We start from the raw sequence: 25,927 nt of genomic DNA on the forward strand, positions 1-25,927 counted from the left end.
CTCTATATATATGACGAAACAATAAAAGAGTCCTTCCTTCTTTACAATTATTTTTTCTTTGTTTCATTTTTATGATTGAAACGTAAAGTTTATAATAAAATACACTTGGAAGCGCTTTCTATGTAATTTTTTATGTTATAATATAAAAGTAGAACTTCGTAAAGAGGGTTAAAAAATGAATACAAAAATAATAAAAAAAGTAATTGACGCATTAAAAGTATATGGCTTTCAGGATGTATCATTCTGTGACAAAACGAAACAATTTTTATTTCATAACAAAACGGATATTATGAGCGGCTATGCAGAAATAACATATAGTAGTCAATTTGAAAAATTTAACGTACAAATTCATCCAATTGAAACACATCATCAAGCAGAGTTACAAGAGGTTGAAAGACATATACAAGCTTGTATAAGAAAAGTGGAATATTTAAACGCACTTCTTACTGGGCAGACAAAACTAGATGATAAAATTATTATTATGTAAAAAAAAGAACGTGATATCCTCACGTTCTTTTTTCATTATACGTTCATCTTTTCCTTCAGTTGTAATCCTGTAATGGATTCTAATACATCCATCGCTTCTCCAAACGTCATATCAAAAATCGTCTTATCCTCTATGTATGGAAACTGTCTGAAACGCTTTTCTAACATCTTCACAGCATCTGATGTAAAGTTTGCACTATCAACACCAAATTCTGTTTCAAGAAGCACGATCCAATCTAACACATGAAAACCTAATCCATTTACGAATGAAATCAGTTTCTCTTCTGGTTGTGAAGATAAGAATACGTATCGCTCCATCTCACTGAATAGTTCTTCGCCTAAAACTTCTGCTAATTCATCATCATGTTCGCGTTCAATAATCTCTTCATATCCGTAATCATCAGTAAGCTCTTCTACTTCTTCACTATCTGCAAAAAGCAATTGACTAAGAAGCGCATCTTTCTTAAATTCACTCTTTTGTACCACTTCTAAAAAACTTGTTTCCCAACCATTTTCTAATTTCATATTATATAGCTCCTTTATATACTTTCCTTATCATCACTGTACCCAAAAGATTATCTTTATAACCTTTTAAACATCCACATTATTCATAACGTGAGCTACAAACTCTTTTGCATCCCCTTCAAAAATATGTACTTCTGGCAAATGATAAAATGTTGTTTGCAGCGAATTTCCTTCATGATACATATATATTTTTTTCTCTAGTGCAATGGCCATTCCAAACTCTGTATGACTTCCATTTCCACCATCTAATATAAGTAAAAAGACATCGGCTTCCTTTATAGCATTCTTTTCCGCCTCACCAATTTCTCTTAATTGTTCTTGGTTAACTGCTCTTTCGTTTTTTGTCCAATCATATGTATGGTGCCATCCTGCTTCTTTTAACTGGCCTGATACAAAATGAACAATGTGTTTATTTTGAAATCCCGATGCTATATAAAATTTCATTTATGTTCATCCTTTAAATATGTATGGGGAAACTCCTTTTAGCGTTACTTGCTATAGATATAATAAAGAATGACATCAAAAAAAATCCCCATCTTTAGAACTTATTTGCGTTTAAATGATGGGTTGCTTCATGGTCTTCTTTTATTTTTTGTTTTTTATAACTTTCATCAGCTAACATTTCTAGTTCTGCTGTTATTTCTGATTTTTCAAGCTCTCGTTCTTGCGAAAATTTCCTTGAAATATAAACAATCACACTACCAACGTACAACACAAAGCATATAATAAGTGCAGTATTTTCATAGAGACTTAGCTCCAACACAGTCACTCCTAATCCATTCGTATTTTCACGCTTAATCAATTGGAATTTCCCTACTAACCATTTGTTATTGTAACATAAAAATATCAATTCTTGGAATCTTTCATCCTATTAAAAAAGACATGATTGTATAATCATGCCTCTGAAATATGTTTAATAATAGTTTTAATCGCTTCTTCTCCATTGTATTTCTTTAATGCCCTTTTATACACCTCATTATTTTGATCTAACTCTTCGACATGCTTTATAAGAGAATTCATAGTAACATCTTCTTCGTACAATACTGAGGCATAACCTTGTTTTTCGAAGGATTCTGCATTTAAAATTTGATCTCCACGACTAGCAAATTTTGATAAGGGAATTAAAACCATTGGCTTTTCTAATGTTAAAAACTCAAAGATTGCATTGGATCCCGCACGTGAAATAACAAAATCTGTTGCCGCTAATATGTCTGGTAACTCCTCATGGATATATTCAAATTGTTTATATCCTTCTTTATTTTGTAAGCTTTCATCAAGATTACCTTTTCCGCAAAGGTGAACAATTTGATACTTTTTAAGAAGTTTTGGTAACGCTTCTCGAACTGTTTCATTGATTTTCTTCGCACCCAAACTTCCACCCATAATTGTAATAATCGGCTTTTTACGTGAAAAACTTAAAAACGCTAAACCTTTTTCACGATTTCCCTTTAACACTTCTTCACGTACAGGAGCTCCCGTATATATTACTTTTTCTTTCGGTAAATGTTTCGCTGCTTCCTCAAATGTAACAAATATTTTCGAAGCAAAACGGAGCGCAATTTTGTTTGCTAGTCCTGGTGTCATATCGGATTCATGCAATAAAACTGGCACTCTATTTAACCATCCTCCAATTACGACTGGTACAGATACGAAACCACCTTTTGAAAAAATTACATCCGGTTTTAGTTTTCGAATCCTTACATACGCATCCATAACCCCCTTCATTACAAGAAAAGGATCTTTTATATTTTTCAAATCAAAATAACGACGTAGCTTTCCACTCGCAATACTATAGTACGGAATGCCCTCTTTTTCTATAATCGCTTTCTCAATCCCTTGATGAGAACCAATATAAGAGATATCCCAATGCTGTTCTTGTAAATATGGAATGATGGCTAAATTAGGTGTTACATGCCCTGCCGAACCGCCACCTGTAAAGACTATTTTCTTCATACGTCTCCCCCTTCTACACTATAGTACACTAAAATACCTTGCCTCAGGGTGAGAAAATACCATAGCCGTTACTGATGCTTCTGGTTCCATCATGAATCCTTCCGTTAATGAAATACCTATTTCCTCTGGATGAATTAGACGGAACAATTTTTCTTGATCCGCAAGTTCTGGGCATGCTGGGTAACCAAATGACACACGTATTCCTCTATATTTCGTACGGAAACGCTCTTCCATCGTCAGTTCAGGTGAATCTGGAATGCCCCAGCGGTCACGAATGAGCATATGTGTTTTTTCAGCAAGCCCCTCTGCTAATTCAAGCGCTAACGATTGAATTGCATGACTGCGTAAATAATCTCCCTTCGCCTTCCACTCCTCAGCAATATCCCGAACTCCTTCCCCAACAGTAACAGATAAGAAAGCGACATAGTCCATCTCATCTCCAATAGGGCGCAAATAATCACCTAAAGTACGGTATGGTGCTTTTCCTTGTCTAGGAAATGTGAAACGCTCTATTACGCGCGTATGATCTTCTGGATCATATATTACGATGTTTTGTCCATCGCTTTGCGCTGGGAAAAATTGATACACTGCTTTCGGTTTTAACCAAGATTGTCCTTCCACCAATAATTCGTCTATTAAATCATTTAATTCGCGCGCTCTTTTATCCCCCTCTTTCAAAAGCTTCTTCACATTTCCTTTTAATCCAAGGTGATGTCCAAGTAACATTTGTCTATTTAAAAATGGGGCAAGATGTGAGACAGGAACATCTCGTAATACAATTCGTTTTGTTGAATCAGGCACCATAACCTCTGATTTTGGTAATGGCTCAATTACTGCTGGAATTTCCACTTTCTTCTCTTCTTTTTTTACGATATGAAGATGACGTTCTTTTTTATCCTGTTTCATCTTCTCACGCTCTTCTTCTTTTTGAAGCTTATTAATAATATCAAGACCTGTCATCGCATCGCTCGCATAACATACGAGCCCTTTATACGATGGAGAAATACGATTATCTGTAAACTTTCTCGTTAACGCTGCACCACCAACAACAATTGGAATATCAATATTCGCCGCTTTTAAATCCTCAGCAGTTGTTACCATTTGTTGTGCTGATTTTACTAGCAAGCCAGAAAGACCTATAATATCAGGTTTTTTTTCTTGCACTTCTTGAACGATTCGATCCGAACGAACATTAATTCCTAAATTAATAATCTCATATCCGTTATTTGATAAAATAATTTCAACAAGATTTTTCCCAATATCATGTACGTCCCCTTTAACGGTCGCTAATAATACTTTTCCTTTTTTCGCACTATCGCTAGATTCCATATGCGGCTCCAAATAACTTACAGCAGCTTTCATACTTTCAGCACTTTGCAATACTTCAGCAACTATAAGTTCATTATTATTAAATAATCGTCCCACCTCATCCATTCCTGTCATAAGTGGACCATTAATAATATCCAAAGGTTTTCTTCCCTCTGTCAGCGCGAGACTTAAATCTTCATGTAATCCTTGCTTTGTACCTTCTACAATATAGTTGGCTAGTCGCTCATCAAGCGTTAATATTTCTTGAACAACAACCTCTTTCTTTTTAGCAACACGATAAAAATTCGTAAATTCTTCTAACGTCTCTTTCGTCGTTTCAAATAATAATGCATCTGCAAGACGTTTTTCTTCCTCTGGAATTGACGCATAGCGCTCTAATTTCTCAGTATTAACAATCGCATAATCTAATCCTGCTTTCGTTGCATGATATAAAAAGACAGAATTTAACACTTCACGTCCAGCTGGTGGTAAACCAAATGATATATTACTCACACCTAAAATCGTTAAACATTCTGGTAACGCTTCTTTAATAAGTCGAATTCCTTCGATCGTCGCTGCCGCTGAACCGATGTATTCTTCATCACCTGTCCCTACTGGAAATACAAGTGCATCAAAAATAATATCTGACGGGCGTATACCATATTTCGTCGTCAATAATTCATAACTTCTTTTCGCAATTTCTAGTTTTCTTTCAGCACTTACTGCCATACCATCTTCGTCGATTGTCCCAACTACAATTGCGGCACCATACTTGCGAAGCAGTGGCGTTACCTTTTCAAAACGCTCTTCTCCATCTTCTAAGTTAATAGAGTTAATAACAGCTTTCCCTTGAATATAAGTAAGTGCTCTCGCCATTACATTTTCATCTGTTGAATCAATCATAATCGGTACTTTTAACACTTTCGTAACTTCTGATAAGAATTTTTCCATATCTTCTATTTCATCACGGTCAGGGTCTGCCATACAAATATCAATAATATGAGCATTTTTCTTCACTTGTGCTCTTGCCACTTCAGCAGCCTCTTCAAATTTACCTTCTGCCACTAATCGTTTAAATTTACGTGACCCTATAACATTCGTTCTTTCACCTACAAATAACGGTCTCATAGACTCATCATATTGCAGCGCCTCTAATCCACTAATTCCATGTCCGGCTCGTTCATTTTGCGCACGCGGTGTAAGAGATGCTAGCGCTTCTTTCATTGCTCTTATATGTTCTGGTGTTGTGCCGCAACAACCACCAATAATATTAATCCATCCTTCTTCAGCAAATCGCTTCACTTTTTCAGCGAGAGAAGATGGAGATTCATGATAATGTCCATCTTCATCAGGAAGACCTGCATTTGGATAACAAGAAATGTAACACTCCGATAAATCAGATAAAGAACGAATATGGTCTCTCATAAACTCCGGACCAGTCGCGCAGTTTAATCCAACAGATAATGGCTTCATATGTTCTACGGATAAGTAAAAAGCCTCAATTGTTTGCCCAGCCAGAGTCGTCCCCATCGGCTCAATCGTCCCAGAGATCATAATAGGAACAATTTTATTTAGTTCTTCAAAAGCAGCTTGAATTCCAATATAAGCAGCTTTCACATTACGCATATCTTGACTCGTTTCAACGAGTAACACATCAACTTCGCCATTTAATAATCCCCTCGCCTGCCTAGTATAAGCTTCTATTAGTTCTTCAAATGTAACTCCTCCTGTAACACTAATTGCTTTCGTTGTCGGTCCCATCGCACCTGCAACATATACTTCATTCCCGCTTTCTTTAACAGCTTGTTTCGCTAATCGTGCTGCCTTTTCATTTAGTTCTTCATCTAAATGAGACAGCTCATAATCACTTAATACGATATTTGTCGCCCCAAATGTATTTGTTTCAATAATGTCAGCTCCAGCTTCAATATAAGCTTTATGAATCTTTAAAATAACATCCGGCCTTGTTTCTACTAAATATTCATTACAGCCCTCGTACTCTTCTCCTCCGAAATCTTCTGCAGTTAAGTCCTCTTGTTGTATCATTGTCCCCATTGCACCGTCTAATATTAAAATGTTATTTTGTAATTTTTCTTCTATACACTTCATCAATTAATACCTTCTTTCACTTCTTGCTTTTCTCTCACATATTTAACAAGATGTTCTGTAATTTCATATTTTAGAAATGGTGTAATTAAATAGATACCGTTAAAATATTTCATCGCTGCATCGATCAACTCTTGTGAAATACGAATCCCTTCCTCGATAGCTGCCTCTTTCGTTTCGTGTCCATCCATTCTCTCTCTTATTTCTTCAGGAAGAGTAATACCCGGCACCTCAAAATGGAGAAAGTCTGCATTCCGCTTACTTACTAATGGCATAATTCCAATAAAAATAGGTTGTTCCAAATGTTTTGTTGCTTCATATACTTCTTCTATTAAAGCAACATCATATATCGGCTGTGTTAAGAAATATTCAGCCCCAGCATCTATTTTTCGTTCCATTCGCTTTACCGCTGCTTTTAAATGCCTTACGTGAGGATTAAAAGCACCTCCGACTGAAAACCTTGTTGCCGGTCCAATGGATTTCCCTAAAATGGAACGTCCATCGTTCATTTCTTTAATCATTTTAATTAACTCTATAGAGGACAGATCATATACAGAAGTTGCTCCCGGAAAATCACCAACGCGCGCTGGATCACCAGTTAAAGCTAATACTTCCTCCATACCTAACGCTGATAAACCTAGTAAATGAGATTGTAGTCCAATGACGTTATGGTCTCTACACGTTAAATGTGTCAATACTGGAATATCGTGCTTCGTTAATAGTGCGCCCATTGCCATATTCGAAACACGAGGCGATGCTAATGAATTATCTGCTAGAGTAATAGCGTCTGCTCCCGCTCTTTTTAACGCTCTTGCTCCTTCAAAAAAACGCTGTGTATCTAACGTTTTCGGCGGATCTAATTCCACTACAACTGTCGTTTGTTTTTTTGCCTTTTCCGCAAGAGTAACCTGTGCCTTCGAACGCTTCTCGTGTGTATGAACTACTTTCGGTCTTTGAATTGTGTCTTTTTCTATTACAGGTGTAACATTCGCAACAGCGCGCTTCATACTTTGAATATGTTCTGGAGTCGTACCACAACAACCACCCAATAACCGAATACCTTGCTCAATAAATTTCGGTGTCATCGCTTCGAAATAAGCTGGGCTTCCCTCATATACGTAACGTCCCTCCACATAATTTGGGAGACCTGCATTTGGGTATGCTGATAAATAGCCATTCTGCGGAATCGATATCATTTTGAAAGCTTCCGTCATATGAAGTGGCCCTAGTTGACAGTTCAATCCAACAACATTTGCACCGTAATCTATAAGCTGTTTTAATATTTCATTGACATCATTTCCATTTTGAGTCGTACCTGCTTCATGTAACGCTACTTGAGCAACAATCGGAATATTCGTTTGCTTACGCAATACTTTAACGGCATGAAGTAATTCAAATTCATCGTAAAAAGTTTCTAATAGTAATCCATCAACCTGTTCTTCTAGTAAAGCACCTGCCTGTTCAAGTAGCATAAATTCTCGCTCCATATCAGTCGTTGTGACAGCTCCGATATGTTTCATACCACCGATTGTTCCTAAAATTGCATTTCTGTTTGTAACAGATGCTTTCGCAAGCTTCACTGCCGCTTTATTAATTTGAACAACTTGATTTTCTAAGCCATACATACGTAATTTCGCCTCATTTGCTCCATACGTATTTGTTTGAATCACATCTGCACCAGCAGCTACATATTGTTTATGAATCGATATAATTAGGTCTGGATCAGATACATTCAATTCTTCAAAACTACTTTGCAAACCATGTGAATGTAATAACGTTCCAACCGCACCATCACCTATTACAATTCCTTTTGATAATAAATCTAGTAATTTCACGAATCTCCCTCATTTCTATCAATATAAAAACCCCCTCTTCACTTTGAAGAGGGGGACATAATTGTTCCGCCTCTTATTATGCAAAACATTCGTTTTGCAGGTATTAGCACCGTTTCAAACATTTCGTTTGAAGGTTGCCGGGTTTCACAGGGCCTTTCCCTCCACCGCTCTCAATAAGAGTTGTCTTTATTATTTTATTTATGTAGCTAAAAGGAAATGCGTTCCCCTTTTAACAATGTTTGTTAATTTTTTATAAATTTAGCATGCACAAATATAAAAGTCAATGACACTTGCGGAAAAATAAAAATTATTTAAAATAAAGTTGCAATTCAATTAACTTTTGCTGTAAAGTTAAAAACATAATAAAAATTTCATACGAACATTCTTATCTAGAGAGGTAGAGGGACTGGCCCTATGACGCCTCAGCAACCATTAACATTTGTTAATAAGGTGCTAATTCCAGCAAATTGTGAAAGATTTGACAGATGAGAAGAAGACTCTATTCAATCCGAAAGCCTTCTTCTTAGAAGGCTTTTTTTTATTTTATATTCAACTACTGGTTCAATTTAAAAAGGAGGAATTTTTACATGTCAACTATCGAAACAAAACTAGCACAAATCGGAAATCGTAGCGAAACTACAACAGGAACTGTTAATCCACCCGTTTATTTCTCAACCGCTTATCGTCACGAAGGACTTGGTAAATCTACCGGCTTTGACTATTCACGAACTGGAAATCCAACTCGTGGTCTTTTAGAACAGGCAATCGCAGACTTAGAATATGGCCAACAAGGTTATGCCTGTAGTTCAGGTATGGCAGCTGTTCTCCTCGTCCTTTCATTATTCCGTTCTGGAGATGAACTTATTGTATCCGAAGATTTATACGGGGGAACGTATCGCTTATTTTCCGAACACGAAAAAAAGTGGAATGTTCGATGTAGATACGTAAATACACAATCTATTAAACAGATTGAGCAAGCTATCACAACTGAAACGAAGGCTATTTTCATAGAAACTCCGACTAATCCATTAATGCAAGTTACTGATATTGCCGCTGTCGCAACTGTAGCGAAAAGACACAGACTACTTCTTATCGTAGACAATACATTCTACACGCCTTATATACAGCAGCCATTAACAGAAGGTGCTGACATCGTACTTCATAGTGCAACGAAATATTTAGGTGGGCATAATGATGTATTAAGCGGACTTGTCGTTGCAAAAGGAAAGGAACTTTGTGAGGAAATCGCTCATTATCATAATGCCTCCGGTGCTGTCTTAAGCCCATTTGACTCATGGCTATTAATTCGTGGTATGAAAACTTTAGCGCTTCGCATGAAACAACATGAAGAAAATGCGAAAGCAGTTGTTGCTTATTTAAATGATGAGGATGGTGTGACAGATGTCTTTTATCCAGGGAGAGGCGGTATGATTTCATTCCGACTTAAAGATGAAGCTTGGATTAATCCATTCTTACAATCTTTATCCTTAATCACATTTGCCGAAAGTCTTGGTGGTGTAGAAAGTTTAATGACTTATCCAGCAACGCAAACACATGCTGATATTCCAGAAGAAATCAGAACGGCGAACGGTGTATGTAATCGTCTTCTTCGATTCTCCGTCGGCATTGAAAACAGTAATGATTTAATTCAAGACTTAAATCAAGCCATTAAACTTGTAAAAGAAGGTGTGAGAATATGAGTTATTCTATAGATACACTCTTACTACACAACCAATATAAACACGATGCACAAACAGGAGCTGTTAACGTTCCCATTTATAACACATCAACATTTCACCAGTTTGATGTAGATACTTTTGGCAAATACGACTATAGCCGATCTGGAAATCCAACTCGTGAAGCTCTGGAAGATATCATTGCTTTATTAGAAGGCGGAACAAAAGGATTCGCCTTTGCCTCAGGCATTGCAGCGATTTCTACTGCTTTTCTCCTTCTTTCACAAGGCGATCACGTTCTCATTTCAGAAGACGTATACGGAGGCACTTATCGAATTATAACTGAAGTACTCTCCCGTTACGGTGTTTCACATACATTTGTTGATATGACCAATTTAGAAGAAATAAAGCAAAATATTAAATCGAATACGAAACTCTTTTATGTAGAAACACCATCTAACCCACTTTTAAAAGTAACAGATATTCGCGAGGTTTCTAAACTCGCAAAATCTATTGGTGCTCTTACATTTGTTGATAATACTTTTTTGACACCATTATTCCAGAAGCCACTTGATCTTGGCGCCGATGTCGTTCTTCATAGTGCTACAAAATTTATTGCTGGTCACAGTGATGTTACTGCCGGATTAACGGTCGTAAAAGATGCCGAACTCGCTCAAAAGCTTGGATTTTTACAAAATGCATTTGGCGCTATTTTAGGACCTCAAGATTGTTCTCTCGTACTTCGCGGTCTAAAAACATTACATGTACGTCTTGAGCACTCAGCTGCAAATGCCAATAAAATTGCACACTATTTACAAGAGCATGCTAAAGTACAAAATGTCTATTATCCGGGATTACAAACACATCTTGGATTTAATATTCAACAATCTCAAGCAACGTCAGCTGGAGCGGTCTTATCGTTTACTTTGCAGTCAGAAGATGCACTCCGCCAATTTTTATCAAAAGTAAAATTACCTGTTTTTGCAGTGAGTTTAGGAGCTGTCGAATCGATTCTTTCCTACCCAGCTAAAATGTCCCACGCCGCACTGTCGCAAAAAGCTCGTGATGAAAGAGGTATCTCTAATTCATTACTTCGCTTATCAGTCGGTCTTGAAAATGTTAACGATTTAATATCCGATTTTGAAAATGCCCTCTCTTATGTAGAAGAACCTGTAAATGCGTAGAGAGAAAAGAAGATATGAGATTAAGTTCTCATATCTTCTTTTTATGCGGTTTAGTATATTCTTTTTAGTGTTTTTTCTTTTTGTACTCAAATTTTTTTGTCTTCTTCAACCATCCTCCTCGTTAGTCTAATGAGGGGTAGCGTCAGGAAAATGCGGATTTACAACGCTAAGGAAATATCACTTATTAAAAAAAGCCGATTCCCCTCTCAAGGAATCGACTTTTTTATTTATTCTTAATGAACTAACGCATGCGTTAGTTCATTAAGAAAGATGTTTGAAAAAATAGCCTGTATATATTTGAACGATGAATAACTTACCTATTTCCTTTTGTTTACACCGAATACAAAACAATCAGACAAACAAAACATATTATTTATCTGTTTGTTTTTGCTTCTTTTTCAAATACTCCGCACGCAATTTTTCAAGTTGCTGCTTTTTATCAAATTTGGCAGGCGTCTGTTTTTCATGAAACTTTGCCACAGCTACCTGACTTTTGTAATCCAATTGATATTTGCCCACTTTGTTCACCTACTTTTCTTGTCTTTACAGAGAATCTATTCAACAAATATAATATACCTTATTTTACTGAAGAAAATCTTATTACTTTAGTAGTTTTTCTACTTACATCTATCTTAATCCAAATATCCCTTTATCTAACTAACCTGCCCCGTTAGTCTAAGTAGGAAACTTCACAATCTCAATAGAGTAAAACCTATCGGTACATAATCCAATCACCTTTCAATTAGACCTCATAATGTCTCATAAGACTTGTATCAAAATACTTATCGTTGTAAATGCGTATTTTCTTGACTCTACCCCATCACCATCAAGTTAAGGGTGCTAAGAGGGTATATGTGAGAGTTATTTCTTTAAATTTCTACGACTGTATTAAAGATGGGCATAACAAATAAGCCTATTAAATAGGTATTTCAAAAAATATTATACAACTTTGAAACTTTGTGACAACGTATAATCATACACAACACCTAAGATATCAAAGACGGTTTTCTTTTCGTACCGGTGAGATTTCCGCCCATTTTTCTCTAAAAGATAAAACAAACGCAGTAAAACTTTTAATAATTCATGAATGTCCTTTTGTAATCCTTCATAAAACAATAGATAATAATTCTTTATCATATAGATGGATTTGTATTCACTTAGCTCTTTCTTTTTCTTATCCAAGAGTAACTGACGCATTTTAAACATCGTCGATGAACAGAGTAAAATACTAATGAGTTGCCCATATAAATGGCATTCTAAGCGTTCTTTCTTGATTTCTTTACACTGGTTAATTTGAAAGAAAGATTTCCATGTTTTAAATAAAATTTCAATTTGCCAACGTAATGAATAGAAGTCATGGATATGTTCCGTTGGAACATTTTCTGCAGAAAGATTCGTAATATACACATTGATTCCACTCAACCGTTTACTCCGTTCTTTGTAGATAATACCTTTCTTTTTTTCTCTTTTGGTTTGTTCTTTCAACCTTTTTTCTGTTTGTTCCTTTGTTAATCGATGAATAATAACACGAGCTGGTAATTTTTGATACTGTCCAATGTATACCTCTGGAATCTCCATTGTTTGACCAGGGGACAATTGATTCATGAGTTCTTCCATATCTAACTGAATATAGAGTGTTCCTTTCTTCACGGTCCCATTTCGAAAATACTCTGGCTGATCATTCTTACAATAGATTCGAGAATTTAATTTCAAACGTGAGACATAGTAAGCTCCTTTATCATGGATCTTCTGTAAGTCATGTAAGTCGAAATAGCCTAAATCTCTTATGTACAAGTCTTTTGGTTGAATGGTTTGTAGGCTTGTTGAACCAAAGGTTTTATCATTTTCTCTTCCTTCTCCTACATAAACGTGCAGGAACTTTCCACTCAATAGGTCATACTCCAATTGAATTTTAACTCCTGCCGTATGGCTACTTCCACCAGAACCTTGATAATGTGAAGAAAACTTATCTGGAAGCTGAAATGTTGTAGAGTCTAGAATCCGAATGTGCTTAAATGCCGTGGTATATTGATGAATTATTTCTTTTGTTGAATGAATTCTTTGAGTTAGAAGGTTAGCTAGAACTTGTTCAAGAAACTGTACTGCGGAAGCATTAAATCGTTGGTTAAGTCCTTCAGGGCTGATAAGAATACCTGTAGATACTTCAAGGCAGCTACATAATTGTGTGAGTGATGTACTTGCAACCTGTTGACTAAGCCATACACATAAAGCAACTAACTCCTGTGCTTGATATTTACTCTTTCGCTGAACGAATCCTTTTTCTTTGGCTAGGTGTTCTAGAACATGAGGAGACATATGTCGTTGTAATTCTTCAGCAATCGGTTGAAGTTCGTCAAGGATCGAAAGATTCATAAAGAGACGCCATCCTTTCCTATAATTCTACAGAAAGGATAACGTCTTTTTTGCTTTATGGATAGTGCAGAACCTTAGCTTTATATCGATGTGGCGGTACCCCTGGAAGCTTTGGATACAATCTGATATAGGCTTAATTTCGTGGGTTTGTCCTGGTTGTAGCTGGTATGGATTCGGCAATTGTTACGGGAAAAAGAACCGACATTCTGACAAATATGGAAAACCGAAAACGGCCGTGTATGAAACTTTCTATATTTATACTCAAAGTTGGTGCTACTTCTTTATTGCATTAGATAGTAATGTAATTTATAATACGTTTAAATGATTAAATTCTTCAACAAAAGGAAATGTGAGTGAAATGAACTGTAATGATAAAGTAATGCATCTTTTAGAAAGTTTAGGACCGTGTTTTCAAGGGCTGGGAGATCCAACACGTCGGCAAATTGTATCACTTTTAATTGATAAAGATAGCTTAAATGTGACGCAAATTGCGGAGCATATTCCTATGTCAAGGCCTACTGTATCTCATCATCTGAAAATATTGAAACAATCAGGGTTGCTTCAAGTTCAGAAAAAAGGCACTGAAATGTATTATTGCCTTGAATTTAATGAAACAATAAATCTTTTAAAAGAACTTGTTTCTTTAGTCGAAGATGAATGTAAGAATTAGATACAAATTTATAATTTAGGGACACATTTTGCCCCTTTTTTAATGGTTTTTATGTTAAAAGGTTTAAGTTTTTAATCATTTAAACTTATAAGTGAATACTAATTAAAATGGAGGTTTCAGATGAATAAGAAAACCGTATTAATTGTTGGTGGATATGGAGTTGTTGGTAGCCAAATTGCTCAAATTTTACATGATCGACATCCTGATTTGGAAATTAGATTAGGAGGAAGAACCTTAGGGAAAGCACTACCTTTTGAATCAGAGAGAGTAAAAATAGTCAAGGTGGACAACACAACAGATGATCCTTTAAGAAGTTTGAATGATAATCTCACATTAGTTGTTAATGCGGTTAATGATTCTCAAGATAGACTACTTCTATCCGCGGTCAAAAGAAGAATTCCATTGGTTGACATTACTCGTTGGACTGAACGATTTCAGAGTTCTATTGCTCGATTGAAAAATGTTGAAGTTCAATCCCCTGTTGTATTAGCTTCTGGGTGGATGGGGGGGACAGCAGCCCTTTTTTCTAAAATTTATTCAAAAGATCTTCAAGAGGTTACAGTTGATATCAACGCATTATATTCTCTTCAAGACAAAGCAGGACCAAATTCAACAGCATATATGGATCGGTTAACTATTCCATTTGAAGTCAAATCTCAAGAGGGAATGCGACAGGCCTATCCAATGACTGATCCAATCAAAGTCCGCTTTCCCAACGGTTATATAACAAAATGTTATCGTTTGGATACTCCTGATCACATAACTCTGCCAGAATCTATTCATGCTGTTTCGGCTAACTTTCGTATTGCTTTTGATAGTAAAATATCTACATATGGATTGGTTTCTCTGGTGAATACAGGAATTTGGAAAATAATTAGCGGAGAAAAATTTACCGGTTTACGGAAAAATATTCTCTATAAACCCGGAAAGGGAAGTGCACATAACATAGTTATTCACCTTAAAGGTTATGATGATACTGGTGTATTGCATAGACGATGTGTGAACATATCGGATCCGTTAGGACAGACACATCTTACTGCTTTAGGAGCATCTGTCCAAGCAGAGAATATTTTACAAACATCTGATATTGTGGTTCCGAATTCTGAAATTTACTTTCCAGAAAATCTATTAGATTTGGGTGTGAATGCATCTACAATTTTAGATTTTTATAGAGAATACGGAGTTAATATTACGACAGAAAATATATAAAAGGTACCGTTCTATACGTGGTAGTACACATATCGCTATCAAACTAAAGTTAAGAAATCGAATTCCTCACATTCATCAATTTAAGAAGTCTAGTATTCCTCAAAACGAAAAAAATGAGCTGAATTGTAAGAAACAACTGTACAGAAATAAAATTTTCGTTTTGGGGTAAATCGTCCTTGTTAGCTTGATGGCGATGTGACTCTACCCCAATTATAATAAAACAACTTTATTGTTTTTTAAAGAATTTTATTGTAAATGAAACTACTTTATTATCTCTGTACAAAAATTTAATCATTGGGGGTTTTGTTCATTCCCACTCATTATTAGCCTTCACCAATCGGGCGTTTACGGGCAGCCCGCCTCCCACAAATAGTGGGATAAAAGCACATCACTTATTTACAAATAATGGTTTTATCGATATATTAAGAAATACAAGGGGGTAAAAATAATGGATACTTGTTCTGATATTTTAATCGTTATCGATTTACAAAATGGGGTATGTTATAGCGGAGAGCATTTATTTGATTTACAAAACTTGCTTACAAAAGTAAATAAAAGAATTTCTTCATACAGAAAATCAAATAAACCAATCATTTTTGTTCAACATTGTGATGATGATTTAGTACCCGAAAAAGAACTTTGGGCTATTCATACTGATCTAGATGTTCAAGACCAAGATTTCTTTGTGAGAAAAACACATGCAAATTCATTTTATAAAACAAACTTAAAAGAAATTTTAGATCAATTATCTGTACATCGTATTGAATTTTGTGGCGCCCAAACAGAGTACTGTATGGATGCTACGATTAAATTTGCTCACGGACTAGGGTACGAAAACTTTATGGCACCTAAAATAACTTCTACATTAAACAATCCATTTATGTCCGCAAAAGAGACAATTGACTTTTATGAGAATATATGGAATCACAGATTTTTAAAGTTGCTAAAAGATGAGCTCTAGCATAAATGAAGAATGACTTGATCATTCTAAGATTGATCAGCTACACTCAAGTGTCTCATTATCCTCATAAAAAAGCTGATTACATCGGGCTTCTTTTAACCTGTTTTATATTCTATATATAGCATTATAATTCCTTTGTCATATTATTTTAAAAATTTTGTATATTCATTTGAAAGAATAAGAAAATCATGATAAAATTGTGTTACAAATATATCTATATCTTTCAATTTTTAAAATGCATCAAAATTTTCGCCCAAAAGCGTCATTTTACAAAACTGTGCTAATTTATCCATTTTATTTACATCAGGGTCTCTTTTCTTACAATTTCTTTACTTTAGGAAATTTTTTCTGCAACAACTGTTTTCTTTTCTTTAATTTTTTGGTATGTATAGTATGGTATAACAGCTCACACGGAGGTGGAAAAGAACATGTTAGAAACCTTTCAAAAAGAAATAGAACTTTATGAAAGCAATGCAGAATTATTGAAAGTACTTGCTCACCCAGTTCGTTTATGTATCGTAAAAGGATTAATCGAGCGTGGTCCAAGCAACGTTTCTACAATGTACACTGGCTTAAACATGCCACAGTCTACAATTTCACAGCATTTAGCAAAATTAAAAAGTGCTAAAATCGTTTCTAGTGAAAGAAAAGGATTAGAAATTTACTACAAAGTAGAAAACGAAACAATTATTCAACTCGTTCGCGTATTATTAGGTTAGGGACTAATAAACAGAGAAAAAGAACGTATTCTATATTTTTCATCTCATATCTTTAATATAAATATATATCATGAGAGGAAATATATAATACTACATACGTCGTATTAAAAAACAAGACACAGAAATATGCTGTGTCTTGTTTTTTATATTGTTAAATACCGATTCAGATGTAAATTCTGTATGTCTTTCGTATGTATAACAACATCAAAGGCATTCCCTAATCCTCCGTTCAAAATCATAGAACGAATTGCTCGATTTTGTTTTTGAGTTTCAGAAAAAGGATTCGTATCTTGATGACTCGTAAGCTGTTCTAATATTCCTGCAGCTAACAAAAACTCAGATTGCTTCTTATGCCATACTGCACTCATTCCCTGAAGGTTAAAAATCTCCTTTAACTCATCCCAATGAATATGAGTAGTAAGATCCATTTCCCCTGGATACGCTAAAGGATTACGTATTAACTTATGCTTATAATACCCACGTAAACTTCCTTCCCGATGCGCAGGGTACGTCCATTCTGCTTTTGTGTATCCATAGTCAACTGTAATACATATACCTTTTTGAAACCATTTTGCAATTCCCTTTACATAATCTTCCATCGCAATTGGCACCTCAAAACGCTGCCCTTCTGCAATATGAATGTTATATTTCAGTAAGTAGCGACCGATTCTTTTATCTAACGGTCTACATACTTCAGCAAGGTTCCCTTCCTCTGTATACGTAATACGTACTTCATACAACATTCCATTTCTCTTCTCAATTACTTCAACAGGAAATGCATCAAATAACTCATTCGAAAAAAGAATTCCTTCGAATGACTCTCCCATTTTACTATAAGATGTATAATACGATACATTAGAAAATGAGCACAGATTCTCTTGTTGTAATTTTCTATGAAAAGGGCTCACTTCAATCATTGAATAGTTTAAATCAATAAAGGTTTCCGGAGATAATTGCTTCCATTCTTGTAAAACATCATAGGCAAACTTTCCTGTTCCCCCGCCAATCTCACAAATATTTGGAGCGACTTCATCATTCTCAACAAGACGAATAAAAAACTTAGCAAATGTTTTTGCAAAAGCAGAGGATACATTGCTACTTGTAAAAAAATCGCCTTGTCTTCCAATCTTTTCACGGTCCTTCATATAATAGCCATGCCCTTCTGCATACAATACGAGGTTCATATACGTACTATATGAAATCGAATAATCTTTCTCTTTCCCCATCCATTCTCTTAAAATGAGCTCCATCCCCATAATGACTCCTTATTGTAAAAATGGATTATTTTCTTTTTCAAAACCGATGCTTGTTTCTGGACCATGTCCACATAGCACCGCTGTTTCATCTGGCAATACGAATAATTTCTCTTCAATACTTCCAATTAATTCAGCAAAACTTCCACCAGGTAAATCAGTTCTTCCAATACTCATTTGGAATAATACATCTCCTGAGAACACTGCATTCGCCTCTTTACTATAATAAGAAATACTTCCTGGAGAGTGTCCTGGCGTCTCAAAAATTTCAAAATTAAATGAACCGACTGTTAATGTACCTTCTGCATCAATAATATGATCCGCTGGCTTAGCTGTAATACTACGGTTCATCATAAAAATTTGAGAGCCATTTACAGTTCCATCTCCTAACCAATCTGCTTCTTCTTTATGTACGTATACAGGAATATGGAAAGCGTCTCTTACCGCATCAACAGCACCAATATGATCAAAGTGGGCATGCGTTAATAAAACCGCCAGTGGTTTTAATTGTTCTTCTTGTAAATATGTAACGAGCTTCTCTCCTTCATGACCAGGGTCAAAGATAATACACTCATTTTGATCATTCGTTAAAATATAAGCATTTGTTTGTAATGGTCCTAACGGCATTTGTGTCCATTTCATATGAAAATCTCCTCCAGTTATTAAACTTACTTTTAATGATACAACATTTCTTTCTCTTAGGAAAAGAAAGGATGCTATCTCGACAATCATTTTTAAAACATGTACAATGTAAAAGAGTAAATATTCTAAAAACTCACATTTAAGAATAGGTAGACAGAGGAGGATATTGTATGGGCCTTGTTATTATTTTTACGCTTGTCACTCTATTAGCTGTTTTTGCTACGCTTAGAACACTTCGCGAAAAGAACTTTTTCGCAGGCGGCTTTGCAATTGCGACTGTACTCGTTTTCGGATGGTTTACGATCATGACTGTTCTATATAACGGGTATCCGCCAGCAGCTTAATTCACTTACATGTTATTCTTCATCAAGATTTTACGCAAAAAGAGGAAGGGTTTCCCCCTTCCTCTTTTCACATTTCACAACTTATATCATCTTCGCTTCGTATTTGTGCTTTTTTACAAGCCAAGCTCCTCCAATAACACCTGCATCATTACCAAGTGTTGCAATGGCTAACTTCGTACTCTTTACAGCACGTGAGAAAGCATATTGCTCGAAATAACTTTGAATTGGTTCTAATAGTGCATCTCCAGCTTTAGAAACGCCTCCACCAATAACAATTTTCTCTGGGTTCAACGTACTAGAAAGATTCGCTACAGCTAATCCTAAATAAGAAGCTACTTTTTCTACTACTTCATTTGCTAGTTCATCACCTTGTCCGTGCGCTTCAAAAACATCTTTTGATGTAATACGTCCTTCTTCTGCTAACATAGAACGTAACATGCTTTCTTTATCAGTCTCTTGTATTTTCTGCATAGCAACACGCACAATACCCGTTGCAGAAGCTACTGTTTCTAAACAACCAGATTTTCCGCAATTACATGGGAAAGCATTTTCTGTAACGACTGTAATATGTCCAATCTCACCAGCAGCACCACTTACACCGTGTACAATCTCACCATTGGCGATTACACCACCACCGACACCAGTGCCAAGCGTCATACAAATTAAATCTTTTGCTCCTTCGCCAGCACCTTTCCACATTTCGCCAAGCGCTGCTAAGTTTGCATCGTTATCAATTACAACAGGTAACCCTGTTTCTACTTCTAGTAAATCTTTTAATGGATAGTTTTTCCACCCTAAATTAACCGCTTCATAAATCATTCCAGATGCCACATGCACAGGACCAGGAGCTCCCATACCAATACCAATTAACTTGCTTTTTAATTCGCCTAACTCTTCTAATTTTTTATCAATTGCCTTCGCTACGTCAAGTGTAATATGTTTTCCTTGCTCATTTGTATTCGTAGGGATTTCCCACTTATGTAAAATTTCACCGTATACATTAATAAATGCTAATTTAATCGTTGTACCACCAAGGTCAACACCAACTAACCATTTCTCTTCCATGTTGCTTACCTACCTTTATCTAATTCTTATTTAGCTCTTTTTGAATTTCTTGCTTCAATAAAAATAAAGCTGTTTGATAGTCTTGTGGATCGATTAGCTGTGACTGATTTAATTCACGTAGCTCATCTTGCATTAATTGCAAATCTGCAATTCGATCACCCGTATAAATAATCGTACCAAATTTCTTTAGCAATTGCTGAATATCATAAATAGATACCATTTCATCACCCTCTATGCTCACTTACTATAAAAAGTTATAATAAGAAAACGTTCACATATTTTATTATAATCAAGAAGAAAAAGTCTCGTCAATTTTTATTTGTCTATACAAGCCCATTTATAACCATTGTTCCTTTTTCTGTAATAATTTTTTCTACATTTTTATCAAATGGTTCCACTGGAATTTGTTTTACCATTTGAAAATCATAAGCTAATGATAGCGTTTTCCCTTTATAATGCACGAGATAACGATCATAATAGCCCCCGCCGTATCCAATCCGTTCTCCTCGCTCTGTATAAGCTACACCTGGTACGATTTGAAGGTTAATTTCATCCGCATTCACTTCTTCAGTAAGCGATGGAATCGGTTCACGCAAATGCATATACACTGTTTCTAATTGATCAAAATTACTAATTTGCCGGAAGGACATTGTTCTTGTTCCTTTATTACACTTCGGAACTACAACTTTCTTTCCTTCTTCCCAAGCTTTTTCTATAATAGGATATGTATTCACTTCATTTTCCATTGAAAGAGTGATTCCAATTGTTTCAGCTTCAACCCACTCTTTTTGCGCATACAACGAAACTGCGATTTGCTCTGATAAAGTTGCATACTGTTCTTCCGATAAAGAATTCATGTGTTCTATTATTTGTTTACGTAAACGTATTTTCTCTTCTTTCACACATCTTCCCCCCTACAGTGACACTTTACTCTATGATGATAGTGTATCACTTTTAATATAGGAATCGAATAAAAAAAGAAACAGTAGGAAAATATTCCTACTGCTTACTTTGTTTCACGGTGTAACGTAGACTTCTTGTCACGCTTGCAATACTTTTTAAGCTCGATACGCTCAGCGTTGTTACGTTTATTTTTCTTTGAGATATAGTTACGATCTCCGCATTCTGTACATGCTAGAGTAATATTCACACGCATTCTTATTTCCCTCCAGTACTAATAACTTAAATCAGACTATACCATAATACCACTTTTAAAATAAAAATTCTACACCTTTTGATATTGTCTAATTTTTTCTATAAGATTTTTCATGTTTTCCCTTGCTATCACTGGATTTCTAGCATGTGAATACACCAAAAATTTTGGTTGTTTTGTATCAGAAACGATATAAGACCATTCTTTTTCGGTATATTTGAACTGCACTCCTTCAAATATACCTTCTTCCTTTCTTTCCATATCGGCCAATAATTTCCTCATCACTTTCCCTTTTTCGTTCCATGAACACACAACTTCATCATAAAGTAAATAAAGCGGCGGTGATTGCTCTACTATGCTAAGAAACGCCTTTTCTTGCAGTGCTATTAACTCGAATAACTTTCCAATTCGATATAAAATATCTCGTTTCCACTTTACTTGAAACGCCTTTTTTTCATCATGTATATAAAATAGAAGGTAACATTCTCCTAATTTCAAAGACATTGGGTAAATATTCCCTTTTGATTCCAGTAATAAGTCAGGAAGATCTATTTCTTCAAAATCTGTACCTTGGTAAATATTACTATGATTATCATATAACTCGAAATAATTTCCTTGCTCAGAAAACATAAGCGCCATATTCGCTTTACTTGATTTCATCAAAGCTTTCACATGATCTTTTTGTTCGCCCGCATAAATCCATGTAACTGTGCACCCAAGCCTTTGAAGAAAGAGCATAAGTAAATGTTGTAACATATCATTTCTCTTATTAATAAGAAGATGAAACTTTTGTTTTTGTATTTGTTCAATATCAATGCATTCTAATACAGCTTCTATATAGTCATTTAAAGAAACGTGGACTGGCGTATTTTGTCCCATTTCTTTCTCACATACGTAATAAAACGACTCGGACATATATACTTGTTCTATTGCTTTTTGCTGCTTATACGTTAACAGCATTCCATTCTTACCATACAGCTTTATAACAACTTCTTTTTCATTTTCCACTTGAACGAAAACCCCACCTGCACATTGCAAATTATGAATGCTATACTGAAAAAGTGACTCGTTCATCTCTTTACATTCCATCGTATGAATCCCGATACCATGAATAGCATGTAAAAATAAATTTTTATAAGAAGTTGTTTCTATATGTTCTTGACTCCCAATTAGTATGCTTTCCCCTTTTCCGAAAAGAGATCCATACGCCATCGCCACTTTTACAATAAATTGCGGAGTAATCTCAACATTCCCTCTCCCTACAATACGGCTTTTTTGTAACCAGCCAGCGCTTTTTTCACTTTCTTGAACACCAGCCGATCCTACTATCGAATGACTATCAATGGCCTTATAAGGCCATAATTTTCCTTTTTGCTTAATGACCGTACTCTTCCCTATATGACAATGATCCGCTACAATACTTTTTTGAAACAACGTAACGTCATCTTCAACCATTGTATGCTCTCCTATTGTCGTTTCTAATAGCTCACAATACTCCCCAATGTGAGCATTTGCAAAAACAATACTTTTTTGAAGATGAGAGTAACTTGAAACAATACTATTTTTCCCGATAATAGAGTACGGCTCAATTACAGCCCCCTCACCAATCTTTGCTCCTTCTCCAATAAAAGATGGGCCATAAATTTTCGTCCCTTTTCCAATCGTCACACCTTCTCCCATCCATACCATCGGTAACACTTCCGTATAAGGAATAGGTACTTGCAATTTTTTCGTTAACAAATCAAATTGTGCTTGTCGATATTGATCAAATGTACCGATATCTAACCAATAACCTTCTGACAAATATGCAAATAACGCGTTCTTATTTGCTAATAATGGAAACACATCTTGACTGAAATCAAAAAATTCTCGGGGTGGTATGTAAGAAAAGATTTCTGGCTCCATAATATAAATCCCTGTATTCACAATATTGGAGATTACCTCATTCCAGCTTGGTTTTTCTATATATCGTGTAACCTCTTGCTCTTTGTTCATTACAACCAAACCGAATGAGAGTGGGTTTTCTACTTCCTTTACAAACATAGTTACCATTCTTTTCTTTTGTTCATGAAACGCAATTCCTTCTGATAATCGAAAATCAGTTAATGCATCTCCACTTATAACAACAAATGTTTCATCTAAAAAGTTTTCCGCTTGTTTAATACTTCCTGCCGTTCCAAGTGGAGGGGAGTCTTCAAAATAGTACAAGTTAACTCCCCATTTACTACCATCGCCAAAATATTGCTTAATGGCCGCACTCATATATTGAACTGTAATTGCAATTTCACGAATACCATGCTGACGTAACAATTCAATATTGTATTCCAAAACTGGTTTTTCTAATAATGGCAACATCGGCTTTGGAGTATTACATGTTAATGGTCTAAGGCGTCTTCCTTTTCCTCCAGCTAAAATAACCCCCTTCATATACTTCAGCCTCCACTTATATAATGTTCAATAAATCCATACACCATATGTATATTCTCTATCCCACATGAACTAGCAATATAAGCTTGATTGTTTCAACAAATCATTGTGCTATGGAAAATCTCTGCTTATAATCTTCTTCCATATAAAATGAAACTTTAATAAGAAGGGCTATTTTTATCACCCTCAAACAACAAAGAAAGCGCTTACTATTAACTTAGTAAAAAAGCACTGAATAAAAACCAATAATACTAATTTTCCCATTATATTATGATACATCTTATCATCATAAACTAAAGGAAACAATGAGCTTTTTTTGTCATGTTTTGACTAAAAAAAGCAGGTGATTTCTCATCACCTACTTTCCTTCCTATTCATTCAATAAATAATGCTTTCCTTTTACTAAATAAAATACATTCTCAGCAATATTTGTAACATGATCTGCTACACGCTCAATATATCTTGCAACAAAGGATAATTGTGTAATTTGTGTAATAGCCTCTGGTTGTTCAGGGATCGAGGATATAAATTCACGAATTGCCTTCCCATATATTTCATCAACTGAATCATCCATCTCAGCAATTTGTTTAGCAAAAGTTAAATTTTCTTGTTCGTATGCTTCCAATGCTAAATTTAGCATCTTATGAGCAATCGCAAACATTTCATCAAGATTTTGCAAACTAACTGTTACTTCTTTTTCTCCAAGACGAATTGTGGATTTCGCAATATTAACAGCATGGTCTGCAATACGCTCTAAATCTGTCGCTGTTTTAATTGAAATAAAAATTCTTCTTAAATCACTTGCTACAGGCTGTTGCTTCGTAATAAGCATAAGAGCAAGATCGTTTATTTCCTCTTCTAAATTATCCATGCGGTAATCACCATCAATGACCTCTAACGCTTTCTCTACATCTCTTGTATGCAGACCTTCCATAGCAATTAATAAAGCTTCCTTTGCTAATTCACCAAGCTCAATTACCTTTTGCTGTAACGTTTTTAAATCACACTGAAACTGTTCTCTTACCATCGTTTCTTCCCCCTCAATATTATGTGCCATTTTATATAAATCTCCTATCTAACCTCTTATACTCGCCATAAGCAGTAAGATAGGAGAAGTTTTAATTCTCTATTAAAATGAGGTAAAAATAAGAAATGCCCTCTGTTAAGAGGGCATTTTCTCTTAGCCTTGCTAGCGATATCAACCGAATCGTCCTGTGATATAGTCTTCTGTACGCTTATCTGAAGGGGTTGTGAATAATTTATTTGTATCTGTATACTCCACAACTTCCCCACTTAAGAAGAAAGCTGTTTTATCTGAAATACGCGCTGCTTGTTGCATGTTATGCGTTACAATTACAATACTAAAGTCTTTCTTTAACTCTTGAATTAATTCTTCTACTTTTAACGTCGAAATTGGATCTAACGCCGATGTTGGTTCATCCATTAAAATAACGTCTGGTTCAATCGCTAAGCAACGTGCAATACATAAGCGTTGTTGCTGTCCACCAGATAAACCGTATGCGTTATCATGCAAACGATCTTTTAATTCATCCCAAATTGCTGCCCCGCGTAAACTTTTTTCAACAATTTCGTCCAACGTTTTTTTATCACGAACACCGTGGATTTTCGGTCCATATGCTACATTTTCATAAATAGATTTTGGAAATGGATTTGGCTTTTGGAACACCATTCCTACATGTGTGCGTAATTCTTCAACTGGATACGATTTATCAAATATATTACGTTCTCTATATTCAATCACGCCTGTAGTTCGAACGATCGGTACTAACTCTACCATACGATTTAATGTTTTTAAGTACGTTGATTTACCGCAACCACTTGGTCCAATAATTGCTGTAACTTCATTCTCATGAATACTTAAGTTAATATCCTTTAAAGCATGGTCTTCTCCATACCATAAATTTAGGTTTTTCGTATCAAATACTACTTTTTTTGGAGCAGTCTGGATTTTCTCTTCGTTTTTCACCTGTACATTTACTACTGTTGCTACCATTTGAATTCCCCTTTCATCCACTTC

General features: G+C 35.4%; 25 protein-coding genes and 2 riboswitches. Of the genes, 8 read left to right on the top strand and 17 right to left on the bottom strand.

From position 1 onward, the window contains the following. Positions 1-175 precede the first annotated feature (175 nt). Positions 176-487, top strand: a complete 312-nt coding sequence (locus tag ACUN26_RS17865) for a hypothetical protein (RefSeq protein ID WP_001092834.1) — start codon at positions 176-178, stop codon at positions 485-487. A 35-nt stretch (positions 488-522) separates the two neighbouring features. On the opposite strand, the gene ACUN26_RS17870 is transcribed toward ACUN26_RS17865, so the two are convergent. From ACUN26_RS17870 to ACUN26_RS17895, 6 genes are all read right to left on the bottom strand, one after another. Continuing rightward, complete coding sequence (locus ACUN26_RS17870) at positions 523-1,011, bottom strand: hypothetical protein (protein ID WP_000764243.1); 489 nt, start codon at positions 1,009-1,011, stop codon at positions 523-525. A 66-nt stretch (positions 1,012-1,077) separates the two neighbouring features. Next, positions 1,078-1,455: a nucleoside 2-deoxyribosyltransferase gene (locus tag ACUN26_RS17875; protein ID WP_000675235.1), complete on the bottom strand. Its 378-nt coding sequence runs from the start codon at positions 1,453-1,455 to the stop codon at positions 1,078-1,080. Between the two features lie 94 nt (positions 1,456-1,549). Beyond that, positions 1,550-1,810 (bottom strand): DUF3966 domain-containing protein, encoded by a 261-nt coding sequence (locus ACUN26_RS17880; RefSeq protein ID WP_079519680.1) that lies wholly within the window; start codon positions 1,808-1,810, stop codon positions 1,550-1,552. Between the two features lie 95 nt (positions 1,811-1,905). Beyond that, a complete protein-coding gene (locus ACUN26_RS17885; protein ID WP_000724783.1) occupies positions 1,906-2,964 on the bottom strand; it encodes an undecaprenyldiphospho-muramoylpentapeptide beta-N-acetylglucosaminyltransferase in 1,059 nt (352 codons plus the stop codon). An 18-nt stretch (positions 2,965-2,982) separates the two neighbouring features. Beyond that, entirely contained in the window at positions 2,983-6,381 is a 3,399-nt protein-coding gene (metH, locus tag ACUN26_RS17890) for a methionine synthase (RefSeq protein WP_000649701.1), read from the bottom strand. After that, the gene (locus tag ACUN26_RS17895; protein ID WP_000770362.1) at positions 6,381-8,213 is read right to left on the bottom strand and encodes a bifunctional homocysteine S-methyltransferase/methylenetetrahydrofolate reductase; all 1,833 of its coding nucleotides are present in this window, start codon (positions 8,211-8,213) and stop codon (positions 6,381-6,383) included. Before ACUN26_RS17895 ends, metH begins: the two co-directional genes overlap by 1 nt. Before the next feature lie 70 nt (positions 8,214-8,283). Further along, a riboswitch (SAM riboswitch) is annotated at positions 8,284-8,393 on the bottom strand. A 202-nt stretch (positions 8,394-8,595) separates the two neighbouring features. Further along, positions 8,596-8,705, top strand: a riboswitch (SAM riboswitch). Between the two features lie 95 nt (positions 8,706-8,800). Here ACUN26_RS17895 and metI point away from each other — a divergent pair. Further along, positions 8,801-9,913 (top strand): cystathionine gamma-synthase/O-acetylhomoserine thiolyase, encoded by a 1,113-nt coding sequence (gene metI, locus ACUN26_RS17900; RefSeq protein WP_000103906.1) that lies wholly within the window; start codon positions 8,801-8,803, stop codon positions 9,911-9,913. Next, complete coding sequence (gene metC, locus ACUN26_RS17905; protein ID WP_000122270.1) at positions 9,910-11,073, top strand: cystathionine beta-lyase; 1,164 nt, start codon at positions 9,910-9,912, stop codon at positions 11,071-11,073. Before metI ends, metC begins: the two co-directional genes overlap by 4 nt. A 369-nt stretch (positions 11,074-11,442) precedes the next feature. Here metC and ACUN26_RS17910 read toward each other — a convergent pair whose 3' ends face one another. After that, positions 11,443-11,592, bottom strand: a complete 150-nt coding sequence (locus tag ACUN26_RS17910) for a hypothetical protein (protein WP_000521653.1) — start codon at positions 11,590-11,592, stop codon at positions 11,443-11,445. 420 nt (positions 11,593-12,012) lie between these two features. After that, on the bottom strand, positions 12,013-13,446 hold the full coding sequence (locus ACUN26_RS17915; protein WP_001053925.1) for an IS4 family transposase: 1,434 nt from the start codon (positions 13,444-13,446) through the stop codon (positions 12,013-12,015). A 358-nt stretch (positions 13,447-13,804) separates the two neighbouring features. Here ACUN26_RS17915 and ACUN26_RS17920 point away from each other — a divergent pair, with 358 nt between their 5' ends. The 4 genes from ACUN26_RS17920 (at position 13,805) to ACUN26_RS17935 (ending at position 17,005) form a co-directional block, all read left to right on the top strand. Continuing rightward, the gene (locus ACUN26_RS17920) at positions 13,805-14,116 is read left to right on the top strand and encodes an ArsR/SmtB family transcription factor (protein WP_000995772.1); all 312 of its coding nucleotides are present in this window, start codon (positions 13,805-13,807) and stop codon (positions 14,114-14,116) included. A gap of 120 nt (positions 14,117-14,236) precedes the next feature. Next, positions 14,237-15,325, top strand: coding sequence for a saccharopine dehydrogenase NADP-binding domain-containing protein (locus ACUN26_RS17925; RefSeq protein ID WP_001036803.1), 1,089 nt, complete (start codon positions 14,237-14,239; stop codon positions 15,323-15,325). A gap of 448 nt (positions 15,326-15,773) precedes the next feature. Beyond that, positions 15,774-16,286, top strand: a complete 513-nt coding sequence (locus ACUN26_RS17930) for a cysteine hydrolase family protein (protein ID WP_000379181.1) — start codon at positions 15,774-15,776, stop codon at positions 16,284-16,286. Positions 16,287-16,714: 428 nt separating this feature from the next. Next, the gene (locus tag ACUN26_RS17935) at positions 16,715-17,005 is read left to right on the top strand and encodes an ArsR/SmtB family transcription factor (protein ID WP_000894375.1); all 291 of its coding nucleotides are present in this window, start codon (positions 16,715-16,717) and stop codon (positions 17,003-17,005) included. Positions 17,006-17,148: 143 nt separating this feature from the next. Here the strand turns inward: ACUN26_RS17935 and ACUN26_RS17940 are convergent, their stop codons facing one another. After that, positions 17,149-18,261 (bottom strand): class I SAM-dependent methyltransferase, encoded by a 1,113-nt coding sequence (locus tag ACUN26_RS17940; RefSeq protein ID WP_000525128.1) that lies wholly within the window; start codon positions 18,259-18,261, stop codon positions 17,149-17,151. A gap of 9 nt (positions 18,262-18,270) precedes the next feature. Continuing rightward, positions 18,271-18,900 (bottom strand): MBL fold metallo-hydrolase, encoded by a 630-nt coding sequence (locus ACUN26_RS17945; RefSeq protein ID WP_000872319.1) that lies wholly within the window; start codon positions 18,898-18,900, stop codon positions 18,271-18,273. A 170-nt stretch (positions 18,901-19,070) separates the two neighbouring features. On the opposite strand from ACUN26_RS17945, the gene ACUN26_RS17950 reads away from it, so the two are divergent. Then, entirely contained in the window at positions 19,071-19,244 is a 174-nt protein-coding gene (locus tag ACUN26_RS17950) for a DUF2759 domain-containing protein (protein ID WP_000524850.1), read from the top strand. Between the two features lie 81 nt (positions 19,245-19,325). Here the strand turns inward: ACUN26_RS17950 and glcK are convergent, their stop codons facing one another. The 7 genes from glcK to pstB form a co-directional block, all read right to left on the bottom strand. After that, complete coding sequence (glcK, locus tag ACUN26_RS17955; protein WP_000391710.1) at positions 19,326-20,309, bottom strand: glucokinase; 984 nt, start codon at positions 20,307-20,309, stop codon at positions 19,326-19,328. Between the two features lie 19 nt (positions 20,310-20,328). Further along, positions 20,329-20,529, bottom strand: coding sequence for a YqgQ family protein (locus ACUN26_RS17960; RefSeq protein WP_000253699.1), 201 nt, complete (start codon positions 20,527-20,529; stop codon positions 20,329-20,331). 103 nt (positions 20,530-20,632) lie between these two features. Continuing rightward, a complete protein-coding gene (locus ACUN26_RS17965; RefSeq protein ID WP_000656840.1) occupies positions 20,633-21,211 on the bottom strand; it encodes a 5-formyltetrahydrofolate cyclo-ligase in 579 nt (192 codons plus the stop codon). Positions 21,212-21,315: 104 nt separating this feature from the next. Continuing rightward, a complete protein-coding gene (rpmG, locus tag ACUN26_RS17970) occupies positions 21,316-21,465 on the bottom strand; it encodes a 50S ribosomal protein L33 (RefSeq protein ID WP_001265616.1) in 150 nt (49 codons plus the stop codon). 69 nt (positions 21,466-21,534) lie between these two features. Next, positions 21,535-23,889, bottom strand: coding sequence for a sugar phosphate nucleotidyltransferase (locus ACUN26_RS17975; RefSeq protein ID WP_000679288.1), 2,355 nt, complete (start codon positions 23,887-23,889; stop codon positions 21,535-21,537). Between the two features lie 370 nt (positions 23,890-24,259). Further along, on the bottom strand, positions 24,260-24,916 hold the full coding sequence (gene phoU, locus ACUN26_RS17980) for a phosphate signaling complex protein PhoU (protein WP_033657342.1): 657 nt from the start codon (positions 24,914-24,916) through the stop codon (positions 24,260-24,262). A 171-nt stretch (positions 24,917-25,087) separates the two neighbouring features. Next, the gene (gene pstB / locus ACUN26_RS17985; protein WP_000226691.1) at positions 25,088-25,903 is read right to left on the bottom strand and encodes a phosphate ABC transporter ATP-binding protein; all 816 of its coding nucleotides are present in this window, start codon (positions 25,901-25,903) and stop codon (positions 25,088-25,090) included. Between the last annotated feature and the right edge of the window lie 24 nt (positions 25,904-25,927).

The organism is Bacillus sp. WC2503, assembly GCF_052682895.1.

Bases quoted from the DNA above. Each gene is read 5' to 3' on its own strand.
- ACUN26_RS17865 (WP_001092834.1), top strand. From the start codon at position 176: ATGAATACAAAAATAATAAAAAAAGTAATTGACGCATTAAAAGTATAT.
- ACUN26_RS17870 (WP_000764243.1), bottom strand. From the start codon at position 1,011: ATGAAATTAGAAAATGGTTGGGAAACAAGTTTTTTAGAAGTGGTACAA.
- ACUN26_RS17875 (WP_000675235.1), bottom strand. From the start codon at position 1,455: ATGAAATTTTATATAGCATCGGGATTTCAAAATAAACACATTGTTCAT.
- ACUN26_RS17885 (WP_000724783.1), bottom strand. From the start codon at position 2,964: ATGAAGAAAATAGTCTTTACAGGTGGCGGTTCGGCAGGGCATGTAACA.
- metH (WP_000649701.1), bottom strand. From the start codon at position 6,381: ATGAAGTGTATAGAAGAAAAATTACAAAATAACATTTTAATATTAGAC.
- metI (WP_000103906.1), top strand. From the start codon at position 8,801: ATGTCAACTATCGAAACAAAACTAGCACAAATCGGAAATCGTAGCGAA.
- metC (WP_000122270.1), top strand. From the start codon at position 9,910: ATGAGTTATTCTATAGATACACTCTTACTACACAACCAATATAAACAC.
- ACUN26_RS17915 (WP_001053925.1), bottom strand. From the start codon at position 13,446: ATGAATCTTTCGATCCTTGACGAACTTCAACCGATTGCTGAAGAATTA.
- ACUN26_RS17920 (WP_000995772.1), top strand. From the start codon at position 13,805: ATGAACTGTAATGATAAAGTAATGCATCTTTTAGAAAGTTTAGGACCG.
- ACUN26_RS17925 (WP_001036803.1), top strand. From the start codon at position 14,237: ATGAATAAGAAAACCGTATTAATTGTTGGTGGATATGGAGTTGTTGGT.
- ACUN26_RS17930 (WP_000379181.1), top strand. From the start codon at position 15,774: ATGGATACTTGTTCTGATATTTTAATCGTTATCGATTTACAAAATGGG.
- ACUN26_RS17935 (WP_000894375.1), top strand. From the start codon at position 16,715: ATGTTAGAAACCTTTCAAAAAGAAATAGAACTTTATGAAAGCAATGCA.
- ACUN26_RS17940 (WP_000525128.1), bottom strand. From the start codon at position 18,261: ATGGGGATGGAGCTCATTTTAAGAGAATGGATGGGGAAAGAGAAAGAT.
- ACUN26_RS17945 (WP_000872319.1), bottom strand. From the start codon at position 18,900: ATGAAATGGACACAAATGCCGTTAGGACCATTACAAACAAATGCTTAT.
- ACUN26_RS17950 (WP_000524850.1), top strand. From the start codon at position 19,071: ATGGGCCTTGTTATTATTTTTACGCTTGTCACTCTATTAGCTGTTTTT.
- glcK (WP_000391710.1), bottom strand. From the start codon at position 20,309: ATGGAAGAGAAATGGTTAGTTGGTGTTGACCTTGGTGGTACAACGATT.
- ACUN26_RS17960 (WP_000253699.1), bottom strand. From the start codon at position 20,529: ATGGTATCTATTTATGATATTCAGCAATTGCTAAAGAAATTTGGTACG.
- rpmG (WP_001265616.1), bottom strand. From the start codon at position 21,465: ATGCGTGTGAATATTACTCTAGCATGTACAGAATGCGGAGATCGTAAC.
- ACUN26_RS17975 (WP_000679288.1), bottom strand. From the start codon at position 23,889: ATGAAGGGGGTTATTTTAGCTGGAGGAAAAGGAAGACGCCTTAGACCA.
- phoU (WP_033657342.1), bottom strand. From the start codon at position 24,916: ATGGTAAGAGAACAGTTTCAGTGTGATTTAAAAACGTTACAGCAAAAG.
- pstB (WP_000226691.1), bottom strand. From the start codon at position 25,903: ATGGTAGCAACAGTAGTAAATGTACAGGTGAAAAACGAAGAGAAAATC.